Genomic DNA, 23,234 nt, shown 5'->3' with positions numbered 1-23,234 from the left:
CCGATCGCCCTCAGCGAAACCGGGCGAGCCCGGCCCTAGCCTGGGACCGTGACCCGCCCGCTCGTGATCGGCCACCGAGGTGCGCCCGGGTATCGTCCCGAGCACACGCGCTCGTCCTATCTCCTCGCGCTCGAGAGCGGGGTCGATGCCGTCGAGCCCGATGTCGTCTTCAGTCGGGACGGCGTCGCGATCATCCGCCATGAGAACGAGATCGGCTCGACGACCGACGTCGCCGACCACGCGGAGTTCGCGCCGCGGCGCACGACGAAGACGGTCGACGGTATCGAGGTCACGGGCTGGTTCGCCGAAGACTTCACGTGGGACGAGCTGTCGCGGCTGCGCTGCCGCGAGCGACTCCCGCGGCTTCGGCCCGATAGCGCCCGGAACGACGGGGCGGAGCCGATGATGCGGCTGCGGGATCTGTTCGACCTGGTCGCGAGGTTCGCCGAGGCGTCGGGGCGCAGACCCGGCATCGTCGTGGAGATCAAGCACGCCACGTTCTTCGCGGGCGCGGGCTTCGACGTCGCCGCGCTCATCGGCGCCGAGCTCGCGGCGGCCCGGCTCGACGCGGCCGACCTCCCGCTGTGGATCGAGTCGTTCGAGCTGACCATCCTCGACCGCCTCGCCGACGCCGGGGTGGAGGGCACTCGGATCTTCCTCCTCGAATCCGACGGCGCACCGTACGACCTGGTCGCCACCGAGGGCGGCCGGGCCCGCGGCTACCGCGAGTGGGCCTCGCCGGCGGGACTCGACGCTCTCCGCGGACGCGTCGCCGGTGTGAGCCTCGACAAGCGGATGATCCTCGAACCCCCGCGCGGCGCGGACGGGGATGATCTCGTGAGCGCCGCGCATGAGCGCGAGCTGATCGTGTTCACGTGGACGGCCCGGCCCGAGAACGCGTTCCTCGTCCGCCGCCACCGACGAGCCGGCGGGCGGGCCGCGTGGGGGGACTACCGCGGCGAGTGGGGTGAACTGGCCGCATCCGGTGTCGACGGCGTGTTCGTCGACCACCCTGATCTCGGGGTCGAGGTCTTCGGGTACTGACACGTCGGACTGTCACGGACTTGACAGCGGAGCCGCCTGATCGGGAGGGTGATCGTCGTCGGGCGAGCGGATGCCCGCGGATGAGGCCCGATGCTCAGCAGACCCCGGATCCAGCCGTACGCCCAGTATCTGATGGGGGCGTCGACCGCGATGATCTCCACGACCGTCGCGGTGGTCGACCCCGCGCGCATCACCGGGATGTATGTCGCGGGCGTCGGCGTCATCCTGGCAGCCTGCATCGCCATGGCGCTGGTCTGGCACGACAAGCCGACCCGCGGAACCGTCTGGGTGTGCATCGTGCCGCTCGCGTCGATCCTCGCCTGCGCGCCGCTGCGCAGCAGCGCGATCGATCTGCTGCCGGTGACCGGGATGCTCGTGATCTTCCCCATAGCCTGGCTCGCATTCGCGTTCCCGCCCCTCGTCACGGTGCTCGGAGTGGTCATCGCGGGGCTGCTTCCTCTTGCCGCGTCGCCCGCCGTCCCCTCGGGGCTGGGCGAATGGGTGTCGCTGGTGACGGTGCCGGCGCTGCTCGGCATGTTCGCGATCGGCACCCGCTTCGTCGCGGTCGATCTCGGACGCCAGCGGACGAACGCCAGGCGCGCCAGCCACCGGATGGCCGAGGCGATCGACTCGTCGAGCCGGACCGACGCGGCGCTGCAACAACTGCTCGACACGAGCCCGGACGCGATCGTCGTCTTCGGCGACGATGACGCGGTGCTGCTCGCGAACGCCCCCGCACGCGCGCTTTCACAACGCGCCGGGATCGCGATCTCGCTCGAACAGGACGGACGGACGTTCGTCTACGAGGAAGACCGGATCACCCCGGTCGGGCTCGGCCCCTGGCTCCGCGACGACATCCTCTCGGGTGAACTCGCCGAACCGCGTCGCGTGTGGGTCGGTCAGCCGGGCGATCAGGTGGCACTGCGCTTCGTGGCGCGGCCGATCGCCCTCGGCGGCGAGCCCATCGGAGTGCTCGTCGTGGCTCAGGACGTGACCGAGCTGGTCGAGGCGGTCGACGTGCGGGACCGCTTCCTCGACACGGTCGGTCACGAGCTGCGCACCCCGCTCACGGTGATCCTCGGCAACGCCGAGCTCGCCGTCGCCGGGGCGACGCCCGAGCATCGCGACCGCTGGGAGACCGTCCATCGCGCGGCCGAGCGCCTGGAGCACACGGTCGAACTGATGCTCGCGACCGGTCGCGCGGACGTGGCGCCCCGACCGTCGTCGTGCGACGTCCGTGCCGTCGTCGAGCGTACCGTCGACGATGTGGGCGACGGCGACCCCGGAGCGAGGGTCCTGGTGTCGGGCGCTCCGACCCACGCGAGGATCGGCGCCCGCGATCTGCACTCGATCATCACCGAGCTGCTGCGCAACGCCCGGCAGGCGTCACCTCCCGGCAGCGAGGTGTCGGTGACGATCACGACCGCCCCGGAAGAGGTCGCGATCGCCGTGGCGGATTCGGGCTCGGGCATGAGTCCCGCCGAGCGCCGACAGGCCTTCGAGCGGTTCTATCGCACCGCCCGGTCGCGCCGGAGCGCCGAGCAGGGCCTCGGCCTCGGGCTCTCGCTCGCGAGGGGGCTGGCCCGCGCCCACGGCGGCGACATCCGCCTGCTGCCCGGAGCGGAGCGGGGCACCACCGCGGTCGTCCGGCTCCCGCGGGCTGACGCGCCCCTCTCGGATCCGCCGCTCGATCCCGCCATCGCCGTCCCCTAGGGTGTCGGACATGCTCACCGCCGGGATCAGCGTCCGTGATGTCCGTCGTTCGTTCGGGCGGGTCGAAGCCGTCCGCGGCGTCGACCTGGATGCGCGAGCCGGGGCTGTCACCGGGCTCGTGGGCCCCAACGGCGCCGGCAAGACGACGCTGCTGCTGATGCTCGCGTCGCTGCTGCAGCCCGACGCCGGCAGCATCCGGATCGCCGGCATCGACCCCGTCGCCGACCCCGCGCAGGCCCGCTCGCGGCTCGGATGGATGCCCGATGCCCTCGGGGCCTGGGGGTCGCTCACGGTGCGCGAGACGTTGGAGATGACGGGCCGGCTCTACGATCTCGACACGTCCGCCGCGGCTCGCCGCGCGGGAGAGCTTCTGGATCAGGTCGGACTCGCGGGGCTGGCCGGGTCGCCCGCTCGCGTGCTCTCGCGCGGGCAGAAGCAGCGGCTCGGGCTCGCGCGCGCGCTCGTGCACGACCCGTCCGTCCTCCTCCTCGACGAGCCGGCCTCGGGACTCGACCCCCAGGCGCGGGTCGACCTGCGCGGGCTCCTGCGCGGTTTCGCCGCGGCCGGGAAGACCGTGCTGATCTCCAGCCACATCCTCTCCGAGCTCGAGGAGGTCGTCGACGACGCGGTGTTCCTCCTCGACGGCGCGACCGTCAGCCCCGATCGGGTCGCCGCCGCCGCGCGCCGCACCCGCGCCTGGCGGGTCCGCGTCGCCGACCTCGACGCGCATGCCGCGGTGCTCCCGGTCGCGACGGCCCTCGGGCTCGATGTCGCGCGGGTGCCGATCGATCGTCGCGACGTGCTGATCCCGTTCGCCTCCGAGGGCGAGGCGGCCGCGGGGCTGCGGACGCTGGTGGATGCCGGCGTCGCGGTCGCCGAGTTCTCGGCGGCGACGGGGATGCTCGAGCACACCTTCCTCGATCTCGGCGCCGAGGGGAAGGAGGCGTCATGAGCATCGCCCGGCTGTGGACCGTCGCTCGGCTCGAGCTGCTCCAGCGCGTGCGCACCGTGTCGTGGTACGTGCTGCTCGGAATCTTCGCCGTGCTGCTCATCGGTGTGACGGCGCTCGCATTCCTGGCCTTCGGCGGGATCGTCACCGAAGCGGACCAGCGCGGTGCCGGCATCTACTCCACGATCGTCATCATCACGCTGCCGCTCGTCGTTCTGGTCTCGCCGACACTGAGCGGCAACTCCGTCAACGGCGACCGGGATGCCGCGACCCTGGCTCCGGTCCAGGTGACCCTCGCGCGCACCTCCGAGATCCTGCTCGGGAAAGTCCTCGCCGCCTGGATCACGGGGCTCGCCTTCGCCGCTGTGGCGGCCCCGTTCCTCGTCATCGCGACCCTGGCCGGGGGAGTGGACCCCGTCGTCGTGGTGGTCTCGCTGGCCGTCCTCGTGATCGAGATCGGCATCATCGCCGCGATCGGCGTCGGGTTGAGCGGCCTCATCGCCCGCCCGCTCTTCTCGGTGGCGGCGACGTATCTCGTGGTCTCCGCACTCGTCTTCGGAACGCTCATCGCGTTCGGCCTCGGCGCGACCGCCTTCTCGAGCGAGGCGACGACGACCTATCGCCCCGCGATGTACAACGCCGACGGGTCGCCGCAGTGCGTCGACGGCACGGACGAGTGCTGGAACGATCCGGCCCGCATGGTGTGCGGCGAGCCGCAGGAGTCGACCTACACCGTGCCGCGGTTCGACCGCGTCTGGTGGGTGCTCGCGGCCAATCCCTTCGTCATCCTCGCCGACGCGACTCCCGCCGAATACGACCGGTCCGGCTACCCCGTCGACCTCTTCGGGCAGATCGCATCGGGGGTCCGCCAGGCGCAGATCGCGCCGGATCTCGAGACCGGCTTCGACGAGTGCCGCCCGGCTCTCGACGAGGTCTTCCCGACCCCCGCGGAGATTCGCGATCGGACGGTGCCGAGCTGGTTCGTCGGGCTCGGGGGACAGGTGATCGTCGCCGGTCTGCTGGTGGCGGGGGCATGGTCGCGGACGAGGACGCCGGCGCGGAGCCTGCCGCCCGGAACGCGGATAGCGTAAGAGTGTCATGATCACGCAACTCGACATCACCCGACGTGAGGCGATCGACGCCTACCACGTGATCGGCGAGGCGCCCGCGCCCGACCTGCAGGGAATCGTCCGCCTGGCCGCAACGGTCTGCGGCGTCGACACCGCGGTCATCAACATCATCGATGACCGCTCGCAGCATCAGATCGCCGCGGTCGGCTTCGAACCCGCCGTCTGCTCGCGCGAGGACTCGATGTGCGCCGCGGTCATCGCGCGCCCCGGCCGGGTCGTCGTGCCCGACGCGCGACTCGACGAGCGTTTCGCCGCGAATCCGTTCGTCACCGGCGAGATCGCGCACGTGCGGTTCTATGCTTCGAGCCCGCTCATCACGCCGGCGGGGGTCGCCATCGGCACCCTCTGCGTGTTCAACGACTCGGTCGGCGACCTCGACGAGTCGTCTCGCGAGGCGCTCGACCTCCTCGCGCATCAGGTGGTCGATCTGCTCGAACTGCGCCGCATCAGTCGCGAGCTCAGCGCGTCGAACGATCAGCTCTCGCGGTTCGCGGGGCAGATCAGCCACGACCTCCGCAATCCGCTGACGGCCCTGACCGGCTTCCTCGAGCTCGCGATCGACAGTCCCGACATGGATAACGCCCCCGAGGCGGCCCGGGTGCTCGCTCGCGCCGAGTCGGCGGCCGACCGCATGAACGCCATGATCTCCGACATCCTCTCCTACGCTCGTGTCGGCGGTGCGAGCCCGCAGCGGAAGCGGGTCGACCTGGACGCCGTCATGCACGCCGTCGTCGAGGATCTCGACGCGCAGATCACCGCGTCGGGTGCGGACATTCTCCAGGCCCTCGAGGTCGACCCCGTCGGCGACCCCACCCTTCTGCGCGCGGTCCTGCAGAACGTCGTCGCCAACGCCCTGAAGTTCACGGCCACGGCGGGGCGGGTTCCGCAGGTGCGAGTCGGGGCGCATGCCGTCCACGGCGGGTGGCGGATCACCGTCGACGACAACGGTCCGGGTGTGCCGCCGGCCGACCGCGAACGCGTCTTCGCCCTCATGGAGCGCGGCGACTCCGACGCCGAAGGGCTCGGCATCGGACTGTCGACCTGCCGCCGTGTGATCGAAGCACACGGCGGGCGCATCGGTCTCGACGACTCACCCCTCGGCGGCGCGCGCGTGTGGATCCTGATCCCGGATCCGACGGCCGCCTGACGGAACCGTCCTCAGCGACGGAGCGTATGCGACGGGTGTTCCCCGTACATCGCGGCGTACAGCTGAGCGAAGCGCCCCGTGTGTGCGAAGCCCCAGCGCAGGGCGACATCCCGGACGGTCGTCGATCCGGGAGGCGCCGCGCGCAGTTCGCGATGCGCACCCTCGATCCGCAGGCGGCGCAGGTATGTGCTCGGCGGAATCTCGAACGCCTTGTGGAACGCGCTCTGCAGCGCGCGCACCGACGTGCCGGATGCCACCGCGATATCGCTGATGCTGATGGGGTTGCTGACGTTCTCCTCCATGAACGCCACGGCGCGACGGACGGCTCGCGCCGTGGGGCGGCGCCGTTCCCCGTCGTCAGGGTCGATGAGGGGGAACGCGGTCACGAGGGACGCGACCGCCTGGTGCACCAGCTGAGTGCGCATGAGGGGCGAAGCGGCCACCTTCTCGTCGGCCAGCACGGTTGCCTCGAGGAAGCGCAGGGTCTCGGCGACGAGCCTCGGGTTCTCGGCCCGGCGGTTCAGGCCCGAGAACTGCAGGTGGCGTGGGTCGTCGCCGAGCATCGCCCGGAGCACGTGGTCGAGCGTCTCGGTCGTGATGCTGAAGGTGCGCAGGTGCAGCTGACCGAACTCGGCCGCGAACTCCGTGTCCGAAGGCACGATGAAGGGGGTCCGGCCGTCGCCCGACTCGCTGCCGATCTGCCAGCGGTGGTTCCCGTGCGCCGCGTGCGCCACCACGAGACGCGGAAAAGCCCGTGTGCCCGAGCGCATCGTCCCGGTGAACCGCATGGCGGCTGCGGCGGCGGCCGGATGGTCCAGCGCCGCCATCTCGTACCGGAACGGCGCTGCCCCGTCGACGGCGAGCGACACGGGGGTCTCGAACAGCGAGCTGACCGATTCCTGTGCCCGACCGGGGTCGTCGGTCTGCAACCCCCGCCGATTGGGCTGACTATTCAACACCGAGCTTGTCGGATGCCGACTCCGCCGGCTCGGGGACGATGTAGAGCCCGCTGGGAGAGTTCGCCGTATACATGAGCGCCTCGAGCCAGGCGCGGTTGATCGCCGGGGTGCGGCTGCCGTGGAAGGTGAAGACGAGCGATGCGCCGGCGTGCATCCACACGGTCGTGCGGCCCTTGCCGACGCTGACGTCGTCCTTCCAGGTGAAGAAGAATGCCTCGCCGCGACGGAGCTTCGCCCCGATGGTCATCTGGAGGTGTGCGAGCGTACGGTCCTCGATCTCGGCGCGATTGTTGCCGTCGTAAACAAACCTGCCCAATATTCCTCCTTGCGCGCCCGACGGCGCGATCAACAGCTTCCGCGATCGACTCGGGGGGTCGTGCGGAAGAATCCGTTCCGCGCGCACTCGATCCGCGACGCGCACAGACGTGCTGTGCCACCGCAGATTTCAGGCAGTTGTCAGGAAGTGGGGAGGGGGTTGACTTTTACGGTCGAGTACGTAAAACGCTCACTCGCCAGGGATGTCGGCGAGGGTGACGTCGACGCCGGGGGTGATCAGCAGATCCGTCGTCAGCGCCACGCCCTCGCCGTCGTTGACGGTGAGCCAGCCGTGCCCCAGCGCGAGGGCGGCGGCGATCTCGGCGCGGATGTCATCGATGTTGCGGCCGCCGATGCTGTAGGGGCGACCGCCGTAGAACACGTCGACTCTCTTGGACACGGCATTCCCCCTTCATCGCAGCGGCGTCGAGCACGCCGCGTCAGGCGAGACTACCGATTCGGGCGTCGAGCACAAGGGGATGCCGGCTGTGGGCAGCGGGCACTAGGTTCGGGCCGGACCGGAAGGAGACGCGATGGGCCGTTTCATCTATGAGAACCAGATCCGAGCGGATTTCGAGGATCGGACGCTCGCGCACCTTCAGACCGTCATCACGACGAAGCTGCGGCGCGGCGAGGCGTTCACGCTCACGTGGAAGGACGACATCAGCATCGGTGACGGCCGCACGACGGTATGGCTGCACCCGGGCTGCGGCCTCGTCTTCAAGTACTACGGCAGCCGGACGCCGTCGCTCAATCGCGCGTGGCTCGAGGCACTGACCTACACCGCCAACTCCCCGACGGGGCTCTACGTCGTGCCGGAGCCGCCGGACTCGCCCCGTAACGGCACGTTCCTCGACGGCTCGGAGTGACCGACGGGTCGAACCCGCCTGAGCGACAGCCGTGCGTCACCGGTGAGAGTGGGGCATATACCGCTGCGGCGATCCACCGCTCCGTAGTGTGGGCCGCAGCCGTCGGCATCCGCCTTCCGCTCCCCGACCATCCCGGTCACGAACGAGTCAGCAGGTGCTCCCATCGCTTCATCCGTCGTCGAGTCGCGTCTCGGCCCCGTCCGCACCACCTATGCCGGAACAGCCGATTTCCCTCCGATGGCCCACGCCTTCACCGATGTCTCGCGCGTCGTCCGTGAATCGGGTCTTCTTCGCCGCACGCCGTGGTTCTACGGCCTCGTCGGCCTCGCCCTCGTCCTCGCGATCGGCGGATGCGTCACCGGCTTCGTCCTCCTCGGAGACAGCTGGTTCCAGCTGCTCATCGCCGCAGCGCTCGGCATCGTCTTCACGCAGGTCGCGTTCCTCGCCCACGAAGCCGACCACCGTCAGGTGCTCGCCTCCGGCCCCGCGAACGACCGGCTCGCCCGCTTCCTGGCCGTCGGCGTCGTCGGCATGAGCCTGTCGTGGTGGACGTCGAAGCACGCCCGGCATCACTCCAACCCGAACAAGGTGGGCAAGGACCCCGACATCGAGATCGACACGATCTCGTTCATCGAAGAGGATGCCGCGACCGCTCGCGGCATCCGCCGGTTCATCACGCAGCGCCAGGGCTGGTTCTTCTTCCCGCTGCTGCTGCTCGAAGGCCTCAACCTCCACGCGCTGTCGATGCGCCACCTGGTCAGCCGCGGCCCGGTGAAGAAGCGCGCGCTCGAGATCACCCTGATCCTGGCGCGGTTCGCGCTCTTCGTGGCTCCGGTGTTCATCTTCCTGCCGATCGGCATGGCGTTTGCGTTCTTCGGGGTGCAGGTCGCCGTCTTCGGGCTGTACATGGGCGCCTCGTTCGCGCCGAACCACAAGGGCATGGCGATCATCGCGCCCGACGCGAAGCTCGACTTCTTCAGCAAGCAGGTGCGCACCTCGCGCAACATCGGCGGCGGCTGGTGGGCGACGTGGCTCATGGGCGGTCTCAACTACCAGATCGAGCACCATCTCTTCCCGAACATGCCGCGTCCGGCACTCGCCCGGGCTCGCGAGATCGTCAAGGACCAGTGCGACGCCCTGAACGTGCCGTACACCGAGACCACACTCTGGCGCTCCTACGCCATCGTCATCGACTACCTCAACCGTGTCGGGCTCGCCGCCCGCGACCCGTTCGACTGCCCCATGCGCGCGGAGTTCCGTCGCGCCTGATCCGCAGCATCACGTCGACATCGGCCACGGCTCATACTGAGTCCGTGGCCGATGTCGATTCCGAGCGCTGGCTCGTCGTGGACGGGCGGCGCTGGCGGCGCACCGACCCGTCCCTGCCCGACGATGTCGTCGCCGCGCTGACATCCCATCTCGGACGGGGCCGGTCCGCAGTGGGAGCTGCGAAGCGTCGCGGAGACGACGACGCGGTCGCCGCAGCACGCGAGCGCGTGGACCTCGCCAAGCACGGCCTGGGGGAGCGCGGCCCGTACTGGTGGGACGAGCCCGAGCCCGACCGTCTCGCCCGGGCGCGGGATGCGCTGCGACGGCTTGATGCGCTCGATGGGGATTGAGACCCGAATGGACGCGACGGCGGGAGTCGAACCCGCAACGCGATCGGTTATGAGCCGATGCCCGGGACCACCCGGATCGCCGCGATGCCCTCACGCTACGTGGGCGGCCCGCCGGGTCGCCAGAGGTGTGAAGACCGGAGTCGTCGTGCTACGTCGTGTGACGAGCGGCCGTCCCGGCGACGGGGTCCGCGCCCGGCCCGGTGGCGCGGCGCGCCGCCAGCGAGCGCTGAGCGTGCCGCAGCATGCCGGCGATCCCCGCGATGAGGACCGCGACGCCCGCGCTCAACAGCGCCGTGGCGACGAGCGTCGGAATCGAGATGGCCGTCACCCACTCGATCAGCCCGCCGTAGGCGTCCGATGACCGGGTGAGCACGATGCCCAAGATGGCGAGCGTCGCGAACGCGAGGCCCCACACGATGCCGGCCCACCGCACCCGGGGACGAGCAGGAGGCGAGGGGAACGCTGTGTCTTCGGTCATGACGATGTCGGTCATCGGTCGGTGTCCTTCGGTTCGAGGATGCGGATCTCGATGTAGCCGCTCTCCTGGTCGAGGGCGACCGATTGACGCGTCGTCGTCTCGCCTCGGGAGGGGATCGTCACATCGACCGCGGTCCGGTTCGCGCCGAGGTCTCGCGCGTCGGGTCCGTCGGTGAGCACGGTCCATGCGTCGCCCTCCGAGAGGATCAGCGACGCCTCGTCGCCGACGGATGCGTGCAGCGTCACTTCGACACCGGGGGCGACCGTCACGTAGGTCGAGCCCGCCCCCTTCTCGATGGTCAGAGGCGCCGCATCGGGTGCATCGACCAGCTCGACGCGGAGCTCGCCGAACGTCTGCCGGTAGGTCCCCGCCCCGGCATCGGATGAGACGTTCGAGATCTCGTAGACGCCGATGTGCAGTTCCTCGGCGACGCAGACGGCGAGGGCGAGGCCTCCGCCCATGAGCAGGCACGCGCTCGCGAAGGCGAGGAAGCCGCTCCGCCGGCGGATGGCTCCGGCGACGATCATGGCGAGCGCGGTGACGGCGGCCGCGGCGAAGAGCCCGAGCGCCACCGCCGCCTCGCCCGAAGCAGTGAGCGCAGCGATCGTGCCTGTGACGGCGGCAGCGCCGGCCGTCACCGCGAGGAACGCGATGCTCGTGCGCGGGCGCTCGGCGCGGCGAAGGAGGCGACGCTCCGCCGCCTCGCGCGCGAACACTGCGGCGGCGGCGCGGCGCTCCTCCCGCTCGGCGGTGCGAGCCGCGCGATCGGCGTCGCCCTGCTCGCGACGCCAGGCGCGATCTCGCTCCTTCCAGGCCGCGTGCTGCCTGCGCCAGGCGGCCAGGTCGTCGGGGTGGGCGTCGTCGCTCGGGGGCGCGGGCTCGGTGAGCGCGACCGCGGCCTCCGCCGCGCGGGGGCCGGCACCGGCGGCGGCATCCACGCGGGACCCGCCGGCCGACGCGCCTGGGGCCTCCTCGGTATGCGGGGCCCGGCGGGCTCTGCGCACCAGCAGCGCGATGACGGCGGCCGTCAGCACGGTTCCGCCCGCGAGGACGAGCGCCACGAGGACGGTCCCGACGGCTCCGGCGCTCGTGCCGGTCGCGAGCGCCACGGCGGTGACGAGCAGGCCGAGGACCTGGAGCACGCCGATGATGGCGACGGCGAGGATCGCGCTCTGAGCGTACGAGAACCGGCCGCGCTCGAGGTCGGCGGCGTGGGAACGCCCCGACATATCGGGCAGGATCGCCCAGGCGGTGGCGTAGGCGACGATGGCGGGGAGACCGATGACGGTCGCGACGGCGGCGAGACCGCGCACGATGACGGGGTCGATGCCCCATCGTGCGGCCGTTCCCGCACACACCCCGCCGATCCACCCGTCTCGGCGGGCGACGCCGAGGGCATCGACCCAGCGGAAGAACCCGCCCTCCGTCGATGACGTGGGATCGGGAGCCGGCGGGGCGGCGAGGGGTGGCGCGGAAGTCATGATCCGATCCTGCGGCGAACGGGGTGCCGGACGATATGGGGGATCGCCCTGAGGCATCCCTGATCCTGCTCCGGCGCCGGTGTGCCGCCGCGACCGGAGTGATTGGATGTGGCCATGTCCTCCGCTCTCGCGACTCCCGCCGTGCACCCGGGACCTCCGCCCCCGCGACCGGTCATCGGCCCGGGCGCGCGACCGCCGCTGGAGCGCTCGCGCGACAGCATCGTCTCGGGCGTCAGCGCGGGGCTCGCGAGGCACCTCGGGGTCGGTGCGGGCAGCATCCGTGCGCTGTTCGTCGTCCTGACGCTCGTCGCGGGGGCGGGGCCGCTGCTGTACCTGTGGCTCTGGGTCCTCGTGCCGTGGCAGCCGGGTCCGGCCGCGCCGACACGCCGGTCCCCGATGGCGTGGATCGGTGTGTCGGCGGCGACCGTCGCACTGCCGGTCCTCGTCGCGGTGCTGGCCGTCGAGGCGCGTGACGCCTGGACGTCACGGTCGTTCTCGCCGGCGCTCGTCGCCGTCGTCGCGTTCGTGAGCGTGCTCGCGACGGCCGCCGGATGCTGGGCGGAGCTCGTCGACCGGCGTGACGTCGATCGCGGAGACCGACACACCGTCGCGGTGCGGGCCGCCGCGGCCGGCATCCTGTTCGTCGTGCTCCTCGCGATGCTGCCGCGCGTCGACTCCGACGGGATCGTGGCGCTTCCTGCCCTGGCCGTTCCCGTCGCGGGACTGATCGCGCTCGTCGGGTCCGCCCTCGCGAGCCGGTGGGGTGATCTGTCGGGGGAGCGCGTGCGGCGCATCCGCGAGGAGCAGCGAAGCGCGATGGCGGCGCACCTGCATGATTCGGTGCTGCAGACTCTCGCGCTCATCCAGAACACGGCGGGCGCCTCGAGCGAGGCCGCCCGCATCGCCCGGGCGCAGGAGCGCGAGCTCCGCGCCTGGCTCTTCGACGGCGAGGCGCATCCCGACAGCGATCTCGTCACCGACCTGCGCGACTACGCCGCCGCGCTCGAGCTCGATTACGCGGTGCGGATCGACGTGGTCTCGGCCGGGCTGTCGGCGGAGCAGGCCAGCGGCGAACTGGCGGCGGCGGCGCGCGAGGCGATGCTCAACGCCGCCCGCCACGCAGGCGGCGACGTCTCGGTCTACATCGAGGGCGGATCCCGCGGGGTGGACGTGTACGTCCGGGATCGCGGCCCCGGGTTCGACGTGACCGCGATCCCGGACGATCGGCTGGGCGTCCGTGAGTCGGTCATCGGCCGGATGCGGCGCGCCGGGGGATCGGCAACGGTCCGGACGGCGGCATCGGGCGGCTCCGAGATCCACCTCCACGTCGGCGCTCCCGGAGATGCGCGTGGCTGATCGGCTGCGCGTGGTCATCGTCGACGACCACTCCATCTTCCGGTCGGGGCTCCGCGCGGATCTGTCCGCCGGGATCGCCGTCGTCGGCGAGGCGGCCGACGTGGAGTCCGCCGTCGAGGTCATCGCGCGAACGGAGCCCGACGTCGTGCTGCTCGACGTGCATCTTCCCGGCGGGTCGGGCGAGGACCGTGCCGGGGGCGCCGAGGTGATCGGCCGGACCGCCCCGACACCGGCGCGGTTCCTCGCGCTGAGCGTGTCGGATGCCGCCGACGACGTCGTCCGCGTCATCCGAGCCGGTGCGCGGGGATACATCACCAAGGGGTCGTCGGGTGACGAGGTGAGCCGGGCCGTCGTGGCGGTGGCGGGCGGCGACGCCGTCTTCTCGCCGCGCCTCGCCGGTTTCGTGCTCGACGCGTTCGGCGCGGTGGCGGGCGAGACGGCGACGGCGGTCGACGAGCTCGACCGGCTGTCGTCGCGCGAGCAGGAGGTCATGCGCCTCATCGCGCGCGGCTATGCCTACAAGGAGGTCGCGGCCGACCTGTTCATCTCGGTGAAGACGGTCGAGACGCATGTCTCCGCGGTGCTGCGCAAACTGCAGCTGTCGTCGCGGCACGAGTTGACCGCCTGGGCGACGGCCCGTCGCCTGCTCTGAGCCGCCGGGCGGGTGTCGGCGGCCGAACGTAGAATCGAACAGTCATGCCAGAGCCCATCAAGCCCGTCATCGTCGGGTCCGCCGCATCCGCGCGCCCCGGCGCCTCCTCGGGCGAGCGTCCCGACGCCGACCTCCTCGAGGGTCTCAACCCGCCCCAGCGTGAAGCTGTGACCTATCGCGGCCCGGCCCTGCTGATCGTCGCGGGCGCCGGCTCCGGCAAGACGCGGGTGCTCACTCATCGCATCGCGTCGCTTCTACGCGGCCGAGAGGCGTGGCCGAGCCAGATCCTCGCCATCACCTTCACCAACAAGGCTGCCGGCGAGATGCGCGAGCGCGTGCAGCAGCTGATCGGCGACAGCGCGCAAGGCATGTGGATTTCGACGTTCCACTCGGCCTGCGTGCGGATCCTCCGGCGCGAGGCGCAGCAGTTCGGCTTCACCAAGAACTTCACGATCTACGACTCGGGCGACTCGCGCGCGCTCATCAAGCGTCTCGTGAAAGAGCACGAGGCCGACGCCTTCGGTCTGACCCCCGCTGGTGTCCAGAGCCGCATCTCGAAGCTCAAGAACGAGCTCGCCGACGCCGATTCGTACGCGCGCCAGGCGAACATGTCCGATCCCGCCGAGCGCGTCTTCGTCGAACTCTTCGGCGCGTACCAGTCCGCCCTCCAGCGCGCCAACGCCTTCGACTTCGACGACCTCATCGCCCAGACGGTGTACCTGTTCCGCGCGTTCCCGCACGTCGCCGACGTCTACCGCAAGCGGTTCCGGCACATCCTCGTCGACGAGTATCAGGACACCAACCACGCTCAGTACGCGCTGATCCACGAGCTGACCCGTCCCGTTCAGGGACAGGGCGGCGACGCGTTCTCATCGGGCGGCATGATGATCTTCGAGCCCGAGTCGGCCCCCGAGGTCGAGGCGGCCTCGCTGACCGTCGTCGGCGACTCCGACCAGTCGATCTACGCGTTCCGCGGCGCCGACATCCGCAACATCACCGAGTTCGAGCGCGACTATCCCGGTGCGAAGGTCGTGCTCCTCGAGCAGAACTACCGCTCGACGCAGAACATCCTCTCGGCCGCGAACGCCGTCATCTCGAACAACTTCGACCGCAAAGACAAGAAGCTCTGGACGGATGTCGGCGCCGGCGACGCGATCGTCGGCTTCACCGGCTACTCGCAGCACGACGAGGCCCAGTTCGTCGCCGATGAGATCGAAGCGCTGCACCGCTCGTCGGTGCCGTACTCGCAGATGGCGGTGTTCTACCGCACGAACTCGCAGTCGCGCGCGCTGGAAGAGATCTTCATCCGCGCGGCGATCCCGTACAAGATCATGGGCGGCACGAAGTTCTACGACCGTGCCGAGATCAAGGACGCGCTGGCCTACGTCGTCGCCGTGGCGAACCCCGCCGACGAACTGGCGGTGCGCCGCATCCTGAACCGTCCGCGTCGCGGGATCGGCGACGTGACCGAGACGTCCATCGCCCGGTACGCGGCCGACCACCAGATCACCTTCCGCGATGCACTCGCCAACGCCTCGGCGTTGGGTGTGGGGCCGAAGATCCAGGCCGCGATCGCGCAGCTCGACGCCGTGCTCGCCGAGGCGTCCGAGATCATGCTGCCGAGCTCGGGCGAGATCGCTCCGCCGACAGCCGTGACCGAGGGCTTGACGGTTCTGCTCAACAAGTCGGGCTACATGGATGCGCTGCGCGCGAGCCGCGACCCCCAGGACGAGGCGCGCCTCGAGAACCTCGACGAGCTCATCGCGGTGACGCGCGAGTTCGCCCGCAACAACCCCGAGGGCACCATCCTCGACTTCCTCACCGAGGTCGCGCTCGTCGCCGACGCCGACGATCTCGACGACGCCTCGGGAACCGTGTCGCTCATGACGATGCACACCGCGAAGGGCCTCGAGTACGACGCCGTTTTCGTCACGGGCGTGGAAGAGGACCTCATCCCGCACCGCATCTCAGCGAACGAGCCCGGCGGTCCGCAGGAAGAGCGACGCCTCTTCTACGTCGCGCTCACCCGAGCGCGCAAGCGCCTGCACCTCTCGCTCGCCATGACCCGGGCGCAGTTCGGTGAGGTCTCCGCCGCCATGCCGAGCCGTTTCCTGCAGGAGATCCCGCACGACCTGATCGACTGGCGGCAGTCCCCCGGCGACGTGAACTCGCGCGGCGGCGCGCAGTCGCGCGCGCTCAACGGACGGCGGACGGGTGGCTCCGGCGGCGGATTCGGCGGGTCGGGCAAGCGCTACGGCGACGATCTCGTGCCGCTCCCGCGCCGGGAGAAGAGCGGCGACATCGCCAAGTTCGCCAACCGCATCCCGGCCAAGGTCCGCGACAACGGCGATCTCGAGCTCGGGCCCGGCGATCGCATCAAACACGACGACTTCGGCGAGGGCCGGGTCGACGCGGTCACGGGCGAGGGGGCCAAGCGCGTTGCGCACGTCCGCTTCGATTCGGCCGGCCCGAAGAAGCTGCTCATCAAGATCGCACCGATCGTCAAGCTGTGACGCAACCCCCCGGCGATGCGCCGGGGGTGCGGGTTAGGCTCGAAGGCATGGCGATCTTCAAGCGCTCCGCGCGAGACACCACGAGCCAGACCACGAACGCCGACGAGGTCGACGCCGACATCGACGGCCATGCCGCCGCACCCGCCGCCGAGGAGGCGCCGGTCGAGAGCGTGCCCCACGTGGGCATCTCGATGTCGACGTTCGGCGCGCCCGCTCAGCCCGTCGCTCCGGCCCAGCCCCAGCGAACGGTCACCCGCCCGCCGGCAGAGGCGCCCGCTCGCACCGAGACGGTGACGGGCATGCCCGACAACACGCTGGTGCAGGCGGCGCTGGCCTCGTTGCCCGAGAAGCCCGGCAACGTCGACGTCATGAACGTCATGCGCCAGAGCATGCAGGGCACGATGTACGTCCGCGTGCGCGGCGATGCGCGCGCACTCACGGCCGAGGGCAAGCCGATCACCCTCGCCGTCTCGCAGATCGACGGAGCCCGCTTCCTCCTCGCCTTCACCGGCGGCGCGTCGCTTCGCGCGAGCGTCGAGGCCGACGGCGATCGTGACACGTCGGCGCTCGGGCTTCCGGTCGCGAACGTCTTCCGCAACGCCATCGAGGGGCCGTACGAGGGGCTCATCATCGATCACGCGGTCGCAGGCTCGCGCATCGTGCTTCCCGTGCAGCTCATCACGAAGGCGTTCGAGGAGGGCGATCCCGCCTTCACGATCAAGAACCTGCTCGCCGGACCGCGCAGCGCCGAGACCGCTGCCGCCGTGGGCGAGGCCCTCGCGCAGGCGCCGCTGTGGGTCGCCGCGGGTCCCGCGGGCGACAGCGGTCAGCTCGGCCTCGCCGAGTCGCGCACCGCGTCGGGCGAGCGGCGCCTCGAGGTCTACTCGCACCCGCTCGAGGTGCTCGTGCTTCAGCGCGGCGACCGTCCGGTGCCGGTCACCGCCGCGCAGCTCGGACGGGCTCTGCAGTCGAACCCCGCACTGAGCGGCGTCATCGTCGACCCGGGTGGGCCGTGGATCCACGTCGATCGGGCCGATCTCGGCCCCGTCCTCGCGCGCGCCGACGAGCCCGACCCCGCGCCCGCGCCGGCCGAGCCGGCTCCCGAGCCGGCCTCCGAGCCACCGGCATCCTGACGACGCCGTCGCGCTGATACATCCGTCGGGCCGGCGGGGCTCGTGAGCCCTGGCTCCCGGCTCGAGGCACAACCAGCACCGCCGATCCGACAGGTGTATCGATACGTCGGCTCCGTCGCCGAGCATTCCGCCGAGGGGATTGTCCAGGGGGTACGTCATCCGAGCCCGACGGCCTAGGGTCGGGCCATGGCGAGCGAGCGCATCACCCTGACCGTGCCGGGCCCCGACGGTGATCGAGAGGTCGGCCTGTCGAGCCCCAATCGCGTGCTGTGGCCTGAGCTGGGGATCACCAAGCACGAGTACGCCGAGTATGCGATCGCCGTCTCCGAGCCGTTCCTCCGCGCGAACGGCCATCGCCCCGTCTCGCTCGAGCGCTTCCCCGACACCATCGACGGCGAGCGGTTCTTCTCGAAGAATCCGCCGAAGGGCGCTCCGGGCTACGTCGATCAGGTCGTGTGCACCTACAACAGCGGGCGGCGGCATCCGCAGGTCGTTCTGAGCGAGACCGCCGCCGTCGTCTGGGCGGTGCAGATGAACACCGTCGTCTTCCACCCGTGGGCGTCGCTCGCCGCGAACACCGACAACCCCGTCGAGCTGCGGATCGACCTCGACCCGCAGCCGGGGACCGACTTCGGGGATGCCGCGACCGTCGCACCCGCCCTGCGCGAGGTCCTCGCCGAGGCGGGGCTGACGGCGTTCCTCAAGACCAGCGGCAACCGCGGGCTGCACGTGTTCTGCCCCGTCGAGCCGACGCACGAGTTCCTCGACGTCCGTCACGCGGTCATCGCCGCCGGACGCGAGCTGGAGCGCCGGATGCCCGACCGCGTCACGACGAACTGGTGGAAGGAAGAGCGGGGCGAGCGCATCTTCGTCGACTTCAACCAGGCCAACCGCGACCGCACGATGGCCGGTGCCTACAGTGCGCGGGCGCTGCCGGCGGCGACCGTCGCCACCCCGATCACCTGGGACGAGCTCGAGGCCGGAGTCGACCCGTCATCGTTCACGGTCCGCTCGGTGCCGCAGCGGCTGGCCGAGATCGGCGATCCCTGGGCCGAGCTGCAGGCCGCGCCCGGCCGCATCGACACCCTCCTGGAGTGGTGGCAGCGCGATCTGGATGCCGGACTCGGCGAGCTGCCGTTCCCGCCGGAGTTCCCCAAGATGCCGGGCGAGCCGCCGCGCGTGCAGCCCAGCCGCGCTCGGCAGCCCGAGTAGCCACAGCGGCGCCGGCGCCGGCGCAGCGGCGGCGCGAACCGCTCGCGTCACCGTGCGGAGGGGCGCTGCCATTCGCGCTCGGTGACGACACGGGCGACGGTGAGACCCACCGCCAGAGCGACGACGACGAACACGGCGGTGACCCCGTACTGCACGGCGCTGATCGTGTCGCCCTCGATGGTGCCGACGATCGCGCGGTAGGCCGACGCTCCCGGCACCATGATGAGGACGGCCGGCACGGTCAGCGTGATGCGCGGCGCCCGCACGAAGCGCGAGACGGCGAAGGCCCCGAATCCGACGGCGACGCCGGCGGCCGCTGCCGCGACAGGCTGCATCGCGCCGTGGTCGATCATGAGCAAACGGCCCACGTTGGCGATCGTGCCGATCGCCGCCGCGGCGAGAGCGATGCGCCACGGCGTCGAGAACAGCAGCGCGAAGCCCATGACGCCGACGAACCCCGCGACGAGGCGTCCCAGCGACAGCAGCGGCTCGCCCAGTTCCGGGGCGGCGACGGCGACGGCACTCGTCTGGAAGACGGCGGCCACCGCCCACACCGCGCACCCCGTCGACAGCAGCACCAGGCACGCGTACACGACGCGGTTCACCCCCGCGTTGAGGTCGAGTCGGGCGAGGTCGAGCGCGCCCGTGACGAGGGGGAAGCCGGGGACGAGGTAGAGCACGGCGCTCGTCAGGGCAGCGCCGTACTGCGGCGACGGCGCGCCGAGCAGTTCGATCAGGTGCGAGACGCCGAGGAAGGCCAGGAGCGCGGCCGAGGCCGACAGGAACACGAGGAGGAACTCGTTGACCTGCAGCCGGGCTCCGCGGATGCGCACGTACTGGCCGAGCGCGACGGCCAGCGCGACGCTGAGGCACTCCGCCCAGCCGCCGTTGTTCAGGAACGCGAAGGCCGTGCAGGCCGCGGCCGCGGCGAGCACCCGCACCGCGGCCGGGTAGCGCGGCGGCATCCGTTCGATCCGGTCGAGCTCACGCTGCAGCTCGTCGGCGGTGACACCTCCCGCGACCCGGTGCGAGAGGTGCATGACCTCGGCGATGCGCTCGGAGTTGACGACCGGATGCCGCACCTCGGCCACGCGCGTTCGGAACAGCTGTCCCCGCTGGGCGGTGATGACGATGTCGGTCATCCCGACGCGGGATTCCAGGCGTTCGAGACCGAGCCCGTGGGCGGTGCGGTCCATCGTGTCGCGCACGCGCGCCGACGAGGCTCCGGCGCCGAGCATGAGCGTCCCGAGGCGCAGCACCGCATCCGTCCGTGCGATGAATCGCAGCGGCTCGAGGTGCAGTTCGGCGGTGCCGTCGGGGACGTCGTCGCGCTGGTCATCCCGCATGGTTCGATCCTCCCACCCGCGGCGTGGGCTCGGGTGGGAGGATCAGCCGGACCAATCCGGTCGCGGTCCGGTCAGCGCCGCGCCGGACGTCGGCCGCGCGAGAGCAGCACGGCCCCGCCGCCCGCTGCCAGGAGGACGCCCCCGATCATCAAGCCGATCGGCGCCCCCTCGCCGCCGGTTCGAGCGATGCGGTCGGCGGCGGGCCCTGCTGCGTCGCCGTCGCCGACGGCAGCGGCCGAGCCGCTTCCGGCGGCATCCGGGTCGGCGGGCGCCGGGACGCCCGGGATCTCGCCGGGCGTCTCACCCGGCACCTCGCCGGGGGCCGCGGCCTCGACCAGGTAGACGCCGTCGGCGCGGTATTCCAGCGTGGCGTCGAAGCCCGCCCCGGCGCCGGTGAGCTCGACCGCGTCGAAGCTGGTGTCGGCGGCACGGGAGCCGTAGGAGATCAGCCGCAGGGGCGAGACCGGGGCGGCCCCGGCGAGATCGACGCGGAGGGTCCCCCCGAGCCTGGCCGTACCGGAGATCGCGAGAGCGGGGCCTGCGTCGTCGACCGACAGCTCGAGCGTGGCGGCCTCCGCCTGCGCGAAGTCGCCGCCCACGGTCAGCTCCGACGTCGTCTCCACGAGCGAGCCGCCGGCCACCGTGAGGTCTCCCGCACCGAGCGCGGTGGGCGCCGCGGCCCGGAGGGTTCCGGCGGCGACGACGGTGCCGCCCGCGTAGGAGTTCTCGCCCGACAGGATGAGGGCGCCCGAGCCGTCCTTCGTCAGCGACCCGGCACCGTCGATGTCGTTGCGCCACTCGTCCGCCGCCGCGAAGCCGCCGGCGTCGGCGTCCATCGTCACCGTGACATCGGTGTCGAAGGCACCGTATCCGTTCGACGCCTCGAACAGGTTGAGCCGCCCCCAGCCCTCGGGGTCGTCGAGCACGGCGTGGCCGGAGTCGATGGCCGTGGAGAAGAGCACCCAGCGGCGCTGCTCGGCGTCGAGGTAGGGCAGCCGGTGCTCGAGAAGCACCTCCGCACCGGCCGGCACGCGCGCCGCTCGGCCGGTGTCGCCCGTCGTCGGCAACCCGTACGTCATGCGCTCGCGGTACTCCTGCGCGAGGGCGTCGTACCCGGCGTCGTCGAGCACGGACGGGGATGCCGCGGCGGGGAGCGTCGCCAGCAGCCCCTGCGCCTCGGCCGACGCGGCGGCACGCAGCTCGGCGTTGGCCGGATCGTTGAGGCTGGCGGCGGCGAGGGCGGTCGCCAGCACGCGGCCGCCGATGACATCGAGCGACGAGTGCATCCCCGCCACGATCCGGCTGTCGCCGATCTCGGCGGCGTTCGCGATGAGCTGGTCCTGATATTGCGGCGCCGCGTCGGCGAGGGCGAACGACGCGAGGTACGCGGCGTTGGTGTGACCGCTCGGGAAGCCGCCGTCGCTCGCCGCCTCGCTGTCGGGCTTGCGCACCGGCAGCAGCGCGGGGACGATGATCGAGTCGTCGACCCACCGGAACGGCCGCTTGTAGCCGAAGAAGTTCTTCGAGGGGTTCGACGATGCCGCGGGCCCGCGGACCGTGTCGACGAGGGACACGACCGAACCGAGCTCGGAGTCGGGGTCGGCCCAGCGTCCCGCGGAGTTGCCGCCGTCGTCGTAGCGCACGGTCGTGGCATCGGCGGGAACGGTGCCCGCGATCGTGGTGCCGGCGTTCATCGCCTCGCGGAAGGCGGCCGCGGCGGAACCGAGCCCGTCGACGGCGCTGTAGCTCTGGTGACGGCGGTCGAACACCCAGGCGGCGGACTCCTGCGCTGCCGTGCGCGTGCGCGCCACCTCGACGTTGCGCGCGATGTTGGCGTCGAGCACCGGTGCGCCGGCATCCGTCGCCCGCCCGCTGTCCCATGTGGCGCCCGGCTGCCAGAGGTCGAGCATGCCAGAGAGCACGCCGATCGCGGGGTTCGTCTCGGGGGTCGCGTTGGCGGAGCTGTTCGCCGTGTAGGTGTCGACGAACGTGCCGTAGGGGGCTGCGTGCGGCGCGATCGCACCGTCGTCGAGGAGTTCTCCGTCGGCGGCGCCGGCCGGCGCCGCGGTGCCGAGGGTGAGACACGCGGCGGTGAACGCGGCAACGGCTGCAGCAGGGACGGCGGTGCGACGCGGGCGCGACTGCGGACGGGAGGGAGCGGGAGGCATGCGGCGGTCCTTCGGGTGCGGGGGAGAGCGACTCCCGCACGCTAGGAAGGGGCGCGCAACGACCGGTGGCCGCGGAGTGAACGGGCGGTGTCGGCCGCGCGGTCAGTCCAGGACGTCGGCCAGGTCGTAGGCCGCGACCGTCTCGAGCTGGTCGAACGTGCACGAGCGGGCGTCCCGGTCGTGGCGCCAGCGCTCGAACTGGACCGTGTGCCGGAACCGCCGTCCCTCGAGCTGGTCGTAGCGCACCTCGAGCACGAGCTCGGGACGCAGCCGGACGAACGAGACGTCTTTCGACGACGCGAAGCGCGAGCGGTCGGACTCACCGGTGACCGCTTCCCCGGCGGCATCCCGCTCGACCAGCGGCTCGAGCTCGTCGATCAGCTCGCGGCGCCGTTTGTCGCTCCAGGCCGAAACGCCGCCGACGCCGTGCAGCGCGCCGTCGTCGCCGTAGAGACCGACGAGGAGCGAGCCGACGCCTGTGCCGGACTTGTGGATGCGGTATCCGATCGCGACGACGTCCGCGGTGCGGGCATGCTTGATCTTGAGCATCGTGCGCTTGCCCGGGGCGTACGGCTGATCGTTGGGCTTGGCGACGACGCCGTCGAGCCCCGCGCCCTCGAACTCGGCGAGCCAGCGGCGGGCGGTGTCCACGTCGTCCGTCGCGCGCGTCACGTGGATCGGATCGGGCACGGTGCGAAGCAGATCGACGAGCTCGCTGCGTCGCCGCGAGAAGGGATCGCCCTGGAGATCGTGCTCGCCGCGGGCCAGGAGATCGAACGCGATGAACATCGCCGGGGTCTGCCGGCTGAGCAGAACCACGCGCGAGGCCGCGGGGTGGATCCGCTGCGACAGTGCCTCCCACTGCAGCCGCCGGCCGGCCCCCGTGTCGGTCGCCACGACGATCTCGCCGTCGATGAGGCACGGCTCGGGAAGCAGCCGCGCGAACGCGTCGACGAGCTCGGGGAAGTAGCGGGTGAGAGGCTTCGCCCCTCGGCTGCCGATCTCGACGCTCTCGCCGTCCCACGAGACGATCGCACGGAATCCGTCCCACTTGGGCTCGAACGACAGCCCCGCCTCATAGCGGCCCGGATCCGGGATCGCGGGCACCGCCTTCGCGAGCATCGGGGCGGGGATGTCGTACGTCATCGCG

21 protein-coding genes and 1 tRNA gene are annotated in these 23,234 nt (G+C 71.4%); 13 read left to right on the top strand and 9 right to left on the bottom strand.

All coding sequences use genetic code 11. The features are described 5' to 3' along the window. Positions 1–48 precede the first annotated feature (48 nt). The 5 genes from MTS1_RS15740 (at position 49) to MTS1_RS15720 (ending at position 5,983) form a co-directional block, all read left to right on the top strand. Positions 49–1,044 carry a glycerophosphodiester phosphodiesterase family protein gene (locus tag MTS1_RS15740; protein ID WP_023955743.1) on the top strand — a complete coding sequence of 332 codons (996 nt, stop codon included), beginning with the start codon at positions 49–51 and terminating at the stop codon, positions 1,042–1,044. Positions 1,045–1,134: 90 nt separating this feature from the next. Next, positions 1,135–2,757: a HAMP domain-containing sensor histidine kinase gene (locus tag MTS1_RS15735; RefSeq protein WP_023955742.1), complete on the top strand. Its 1,623-nt coding sequence runs from the start codon at positions 1,135–1,137 to the stop codon at positions 2,755–2,757. Between the two features lie 10 nt (positions 2,758–2,767). Then, positions 2,768–3,709 carry an ABC transporter ATP-binding protein gene (locus MTS1_RS15730; RefSeq protein WP_023955741.1) on the top strand — a complete coding sequence of 314 codons (942 nt, stop codon included), beginning with the start codon at positions 2,768–2,770 and terminating at the stop codon, positions 3,707–3,709. Continuing rightward, on the top strand, positions 3,706–4,797 hold the full coding sequence (locus tag MTS1_RS15725; protein WP_023955740.1) for an ABC transporter permease: 1,092 nt from the start codon (positions 3,706–3,708) through the stop codon (positions 4,795–4,797). The genes MTS1_RS15730 and MTS1_RS15725 overlap by 4 nt, the downstream gene beginning before the upstream one ends. A 7-nt stretch (positions 4,798–4,804) precedes the next feature. Then, positions 4,805–5,983: an ATP-binding protein gene (locus MTS1_RS15720; RefSeq protein ID WP_023955739.1), complete on the top strand. Its 1,179-nt coding sequence runs from the start codon at positions 4,805–4,807 to the stop codon at positions 5,981–5,983. A gap of 11 nt (positions 5,984–5,994) precedes the next feature. Here the strand turns inward: MTS1_RS15720 and MTS1_RS16205 are convergent, their stop codons facing one another. The 3 genes from MTS1_RS16205 to MTS1_RS15705 all read right to left on the bottom strand — a co-directional run bounded on the left by MTS1_RS16205 (position 5,995) and on the right by MTS1_RS15705 (position 7,657). Next, positions 5,995–6,912 (bottom strand): helix-turn-helix transcriptional regulator, encoded by a 918-nt coding sequence (locus tag MTS1_RS16205; protein WP_052007927.1) that lies wholly within the window; start codon positions 6,910–6,912, stop codon positions 5,995–5,997. 19 nt (positions 6,913–6,931) lie between these two features. Then, positions 6,932–7,258, bottom strand: a complete 327-nt coding sequence (locus MTS1_RS15710; protein WP_023955737.1) for a hypothetical protein — start codon at positions 7,256–7,258, stop codon at positions 6,932–6,934. A 189-nt stretch (positions 7,259–7,447) separates the two neighbouring features. Next, complete coding sequence (locus tag MTS1_RS15705) at positions 7,448–7,657, bottom strand: hypothetical protein (RefSeq protein ID WP_023955735.1); 210 nt, start codon at positions 7,655–7,657, stop codon at positions 7,448–7,450. A 133-nt stretch (positions 7,658–7,790) separates the two neighbouring features. On the opposite strand from MTS1_RS15705, the gene MTS1_RS15700 reads away from it, so the two are divergent. The 3 genes from MTS1_RS15700 to MTS1_RS15690 all read left to right on the top strand — a co-directional run bounded on the left by MTS1_RS15700 (position 7,791) and on the right by MTS1_RS15690 (position 9,745). After that, positions 7,791–8,126 (top strand): ATP-dependent DNA ligase, encoded by a 336-nt coding sequence (locus MTS1_RS15700; protein WP_023955733.1) that lies wholly within the window; start codon positions 7,791–7,793, stop codon positions 8,124–8,126. 162 nt (positions 8,127–8,288) lie between these two features. Next, positions 8,289–9,395, top strand: coding sequence for an acyl-CoA desaturase (locus tag MTS1_RS15695; RefSeq protein ID WP_036305975.1), 1,107 nt, complete (start codon positions 8,289–8,291; stop codon positions 9,393–9,395). Between the two features lie 44 nt (positions 9,396–9,439). Beyond that, entirely contained in the window at positions 9,440–9,745 is a 306-nt protein-coding gene (locus tag MTS1_RS15690; RefSeq protein WP_023955727.1) for a hypothetical protein, read from the top strand. Between the two features lie 8 nt (positions 9,746–9,753). On the opposite strand, the gene MTS1_RS16665 is transcribed toward MTS1_RS15690, so the two are convergent. The 3 genes from MTS1_RS16665 to MTS1_RS15680 form a co-directional block, all read right to left on the bottom strand. Next, positions 9,754–9,829: transfer RNA gene (locus MTS1_RS16665), tRNA-Met, on the bottom strand. A gap of 64 nt (positions 9,830–9,893) precedes the next feature. Further along, complete coding sequence (locus tag MTS1_RS15685; protein WP_023955725.1) at positions 9,894–10,238, bottom strand: hypothetical protein; 345 nt, start codon at positions 10,236–10,238, stop codon at positions 9,894–9,896. Beyond that, complete coding sequence (locus tag MTS1_RS15680) at positions 10,235–11,704, bottom strand: PspC domain-containing protein (protein ID WP_023955723.1); 1,470 nt, start codon at positions 11,702–11,704, stop codon at positions 10,235–10,237. The genes MTS1_RS15685 and MTS1_RS15680 overlap by 4 nt, the downstream gene beginning before the upstream one ends. Positions 11,705–11,818: 114 nt before the next feature. Between MTS1_RS15680 and MTS1_RS15675 the strand changes: the two genes are divergently transcribed. From MTS1_RS15675 to ligD, 5 genes are all read left to right on the top strand, one after another. Then, entirely contained in the window at positions 11,819–13,060 is a 1,242-nt protein-coding gene (locus MTS1_RS15675; protein WP_023955721.1) for an ATP-binding protein, read from the top strand. Next, positions 13,047–13,712 carry a response regulator transcription factor gene (locus MTS1_RS15670; RefSeq protein ID WP_167366996.1) on the top strand — a complete coding sequence of 222 codons (666 nt, stop codon included), beginning with the start codon at positions 13,047–13,049 and terminating at the stop codon, positions 13,710–13,712. Before MTS1_RS15675 ends, MTS1_RS15670 begins: the two co-directional genes overlap by 14 nt. A 44-nt stretch (positions 13,713–13,756) precedes the next feature. Next, a complete protein-coding gene (locus MTS1_RS15665) occupies positions 13,757–16,225 on the top strand; it encodes an ATP-dependent helicase (RefSeq protein WP_023955717.1) in 2,469 nt (822 codons plus the stop codon). 47 nt (positions 16,226–16,272) lie between these two features. Further along, entirely contained in the window at positions 16,273–17,358 is a 1,086-nt protein-coding gene (locus MTS1_RS15660) for an SseB family protein (RefSeq protein WP_023955715.1), read from the top strand. Between the two features lie 186 nt (positions 17,359–17,544). Further along, on the top strand, positions 17,545–18,570 hold the full coding sequence (ligD, locus tag MTS1_RS15655; RefSeq protein WP_023955713.1) for a non-homologous end-joining DNA ligase: 1,026 nt from the start codon (positions 17,545–17,547) through the stop codon (positions 18,568–18,570). 47 nt (positions 18,571–18,617) lie between these two features. Here ligD and MTS1_RS15650 read toward each other — a convergent pair whose 3' ends face one another. The 3 genes from MTS1_RS15650 to MTS1_RS15640 form a co-directional block, all read right to left on the bottom strand. Beyond that, positions 18,618–19,916 (bottom strand): threonine/serine exporter ThrE family protein, encoded by a 1,299-nt coding sequence (locus MTS1_RS15650; protein ID WP_023955711.1) that lies wholly within the window; start codon positions 19,914–19,916, stop codon positions 18,618–18,620. A gap of 71 nt (positions 19,917–19,987) precedes the next feature. Then, the gene (locus MTS1_RS15645; protein ID WP_023955709.1) at positions 19,988–22,084 is read right to left on the bottom strand and encodes a phosphatase PAP2 family protein; all 2,097 of its coding nucleotides are present in this window, start codon (positions 22,082–22,084) and stop codon (positions 19,988–19,990) included. A 102-nt stretch (positions 22,085–22,186) separates the two neighbouring features. After that, entirely contained in the window at positions 22,187–23,230 is a 1,044-nt protein-coding gene (locus tag MTS1_RS15640; RefSeq protein WP_023955707.1) for an ATP-dependent DNA ligase, read from the bottom strand. Between the last annotated feature and the right edge of the window lie 4 nt (positions 23,231–23,234).

It is taken from the genome of Microbacterium sp. TS-1, from assembly GCF_000509385.1.
GTDB lineage: Bacteria > Actinomycetota > Actinomycetes > Actinomycetales > Microbacteriaceae > Microbacterium > Microbacterium arborescens.
The sequence above is the reverse complement of the archived record's forward strand: the minus strand, read 5'-3'. Positions and strand labels throughout refer to the sequence as shown.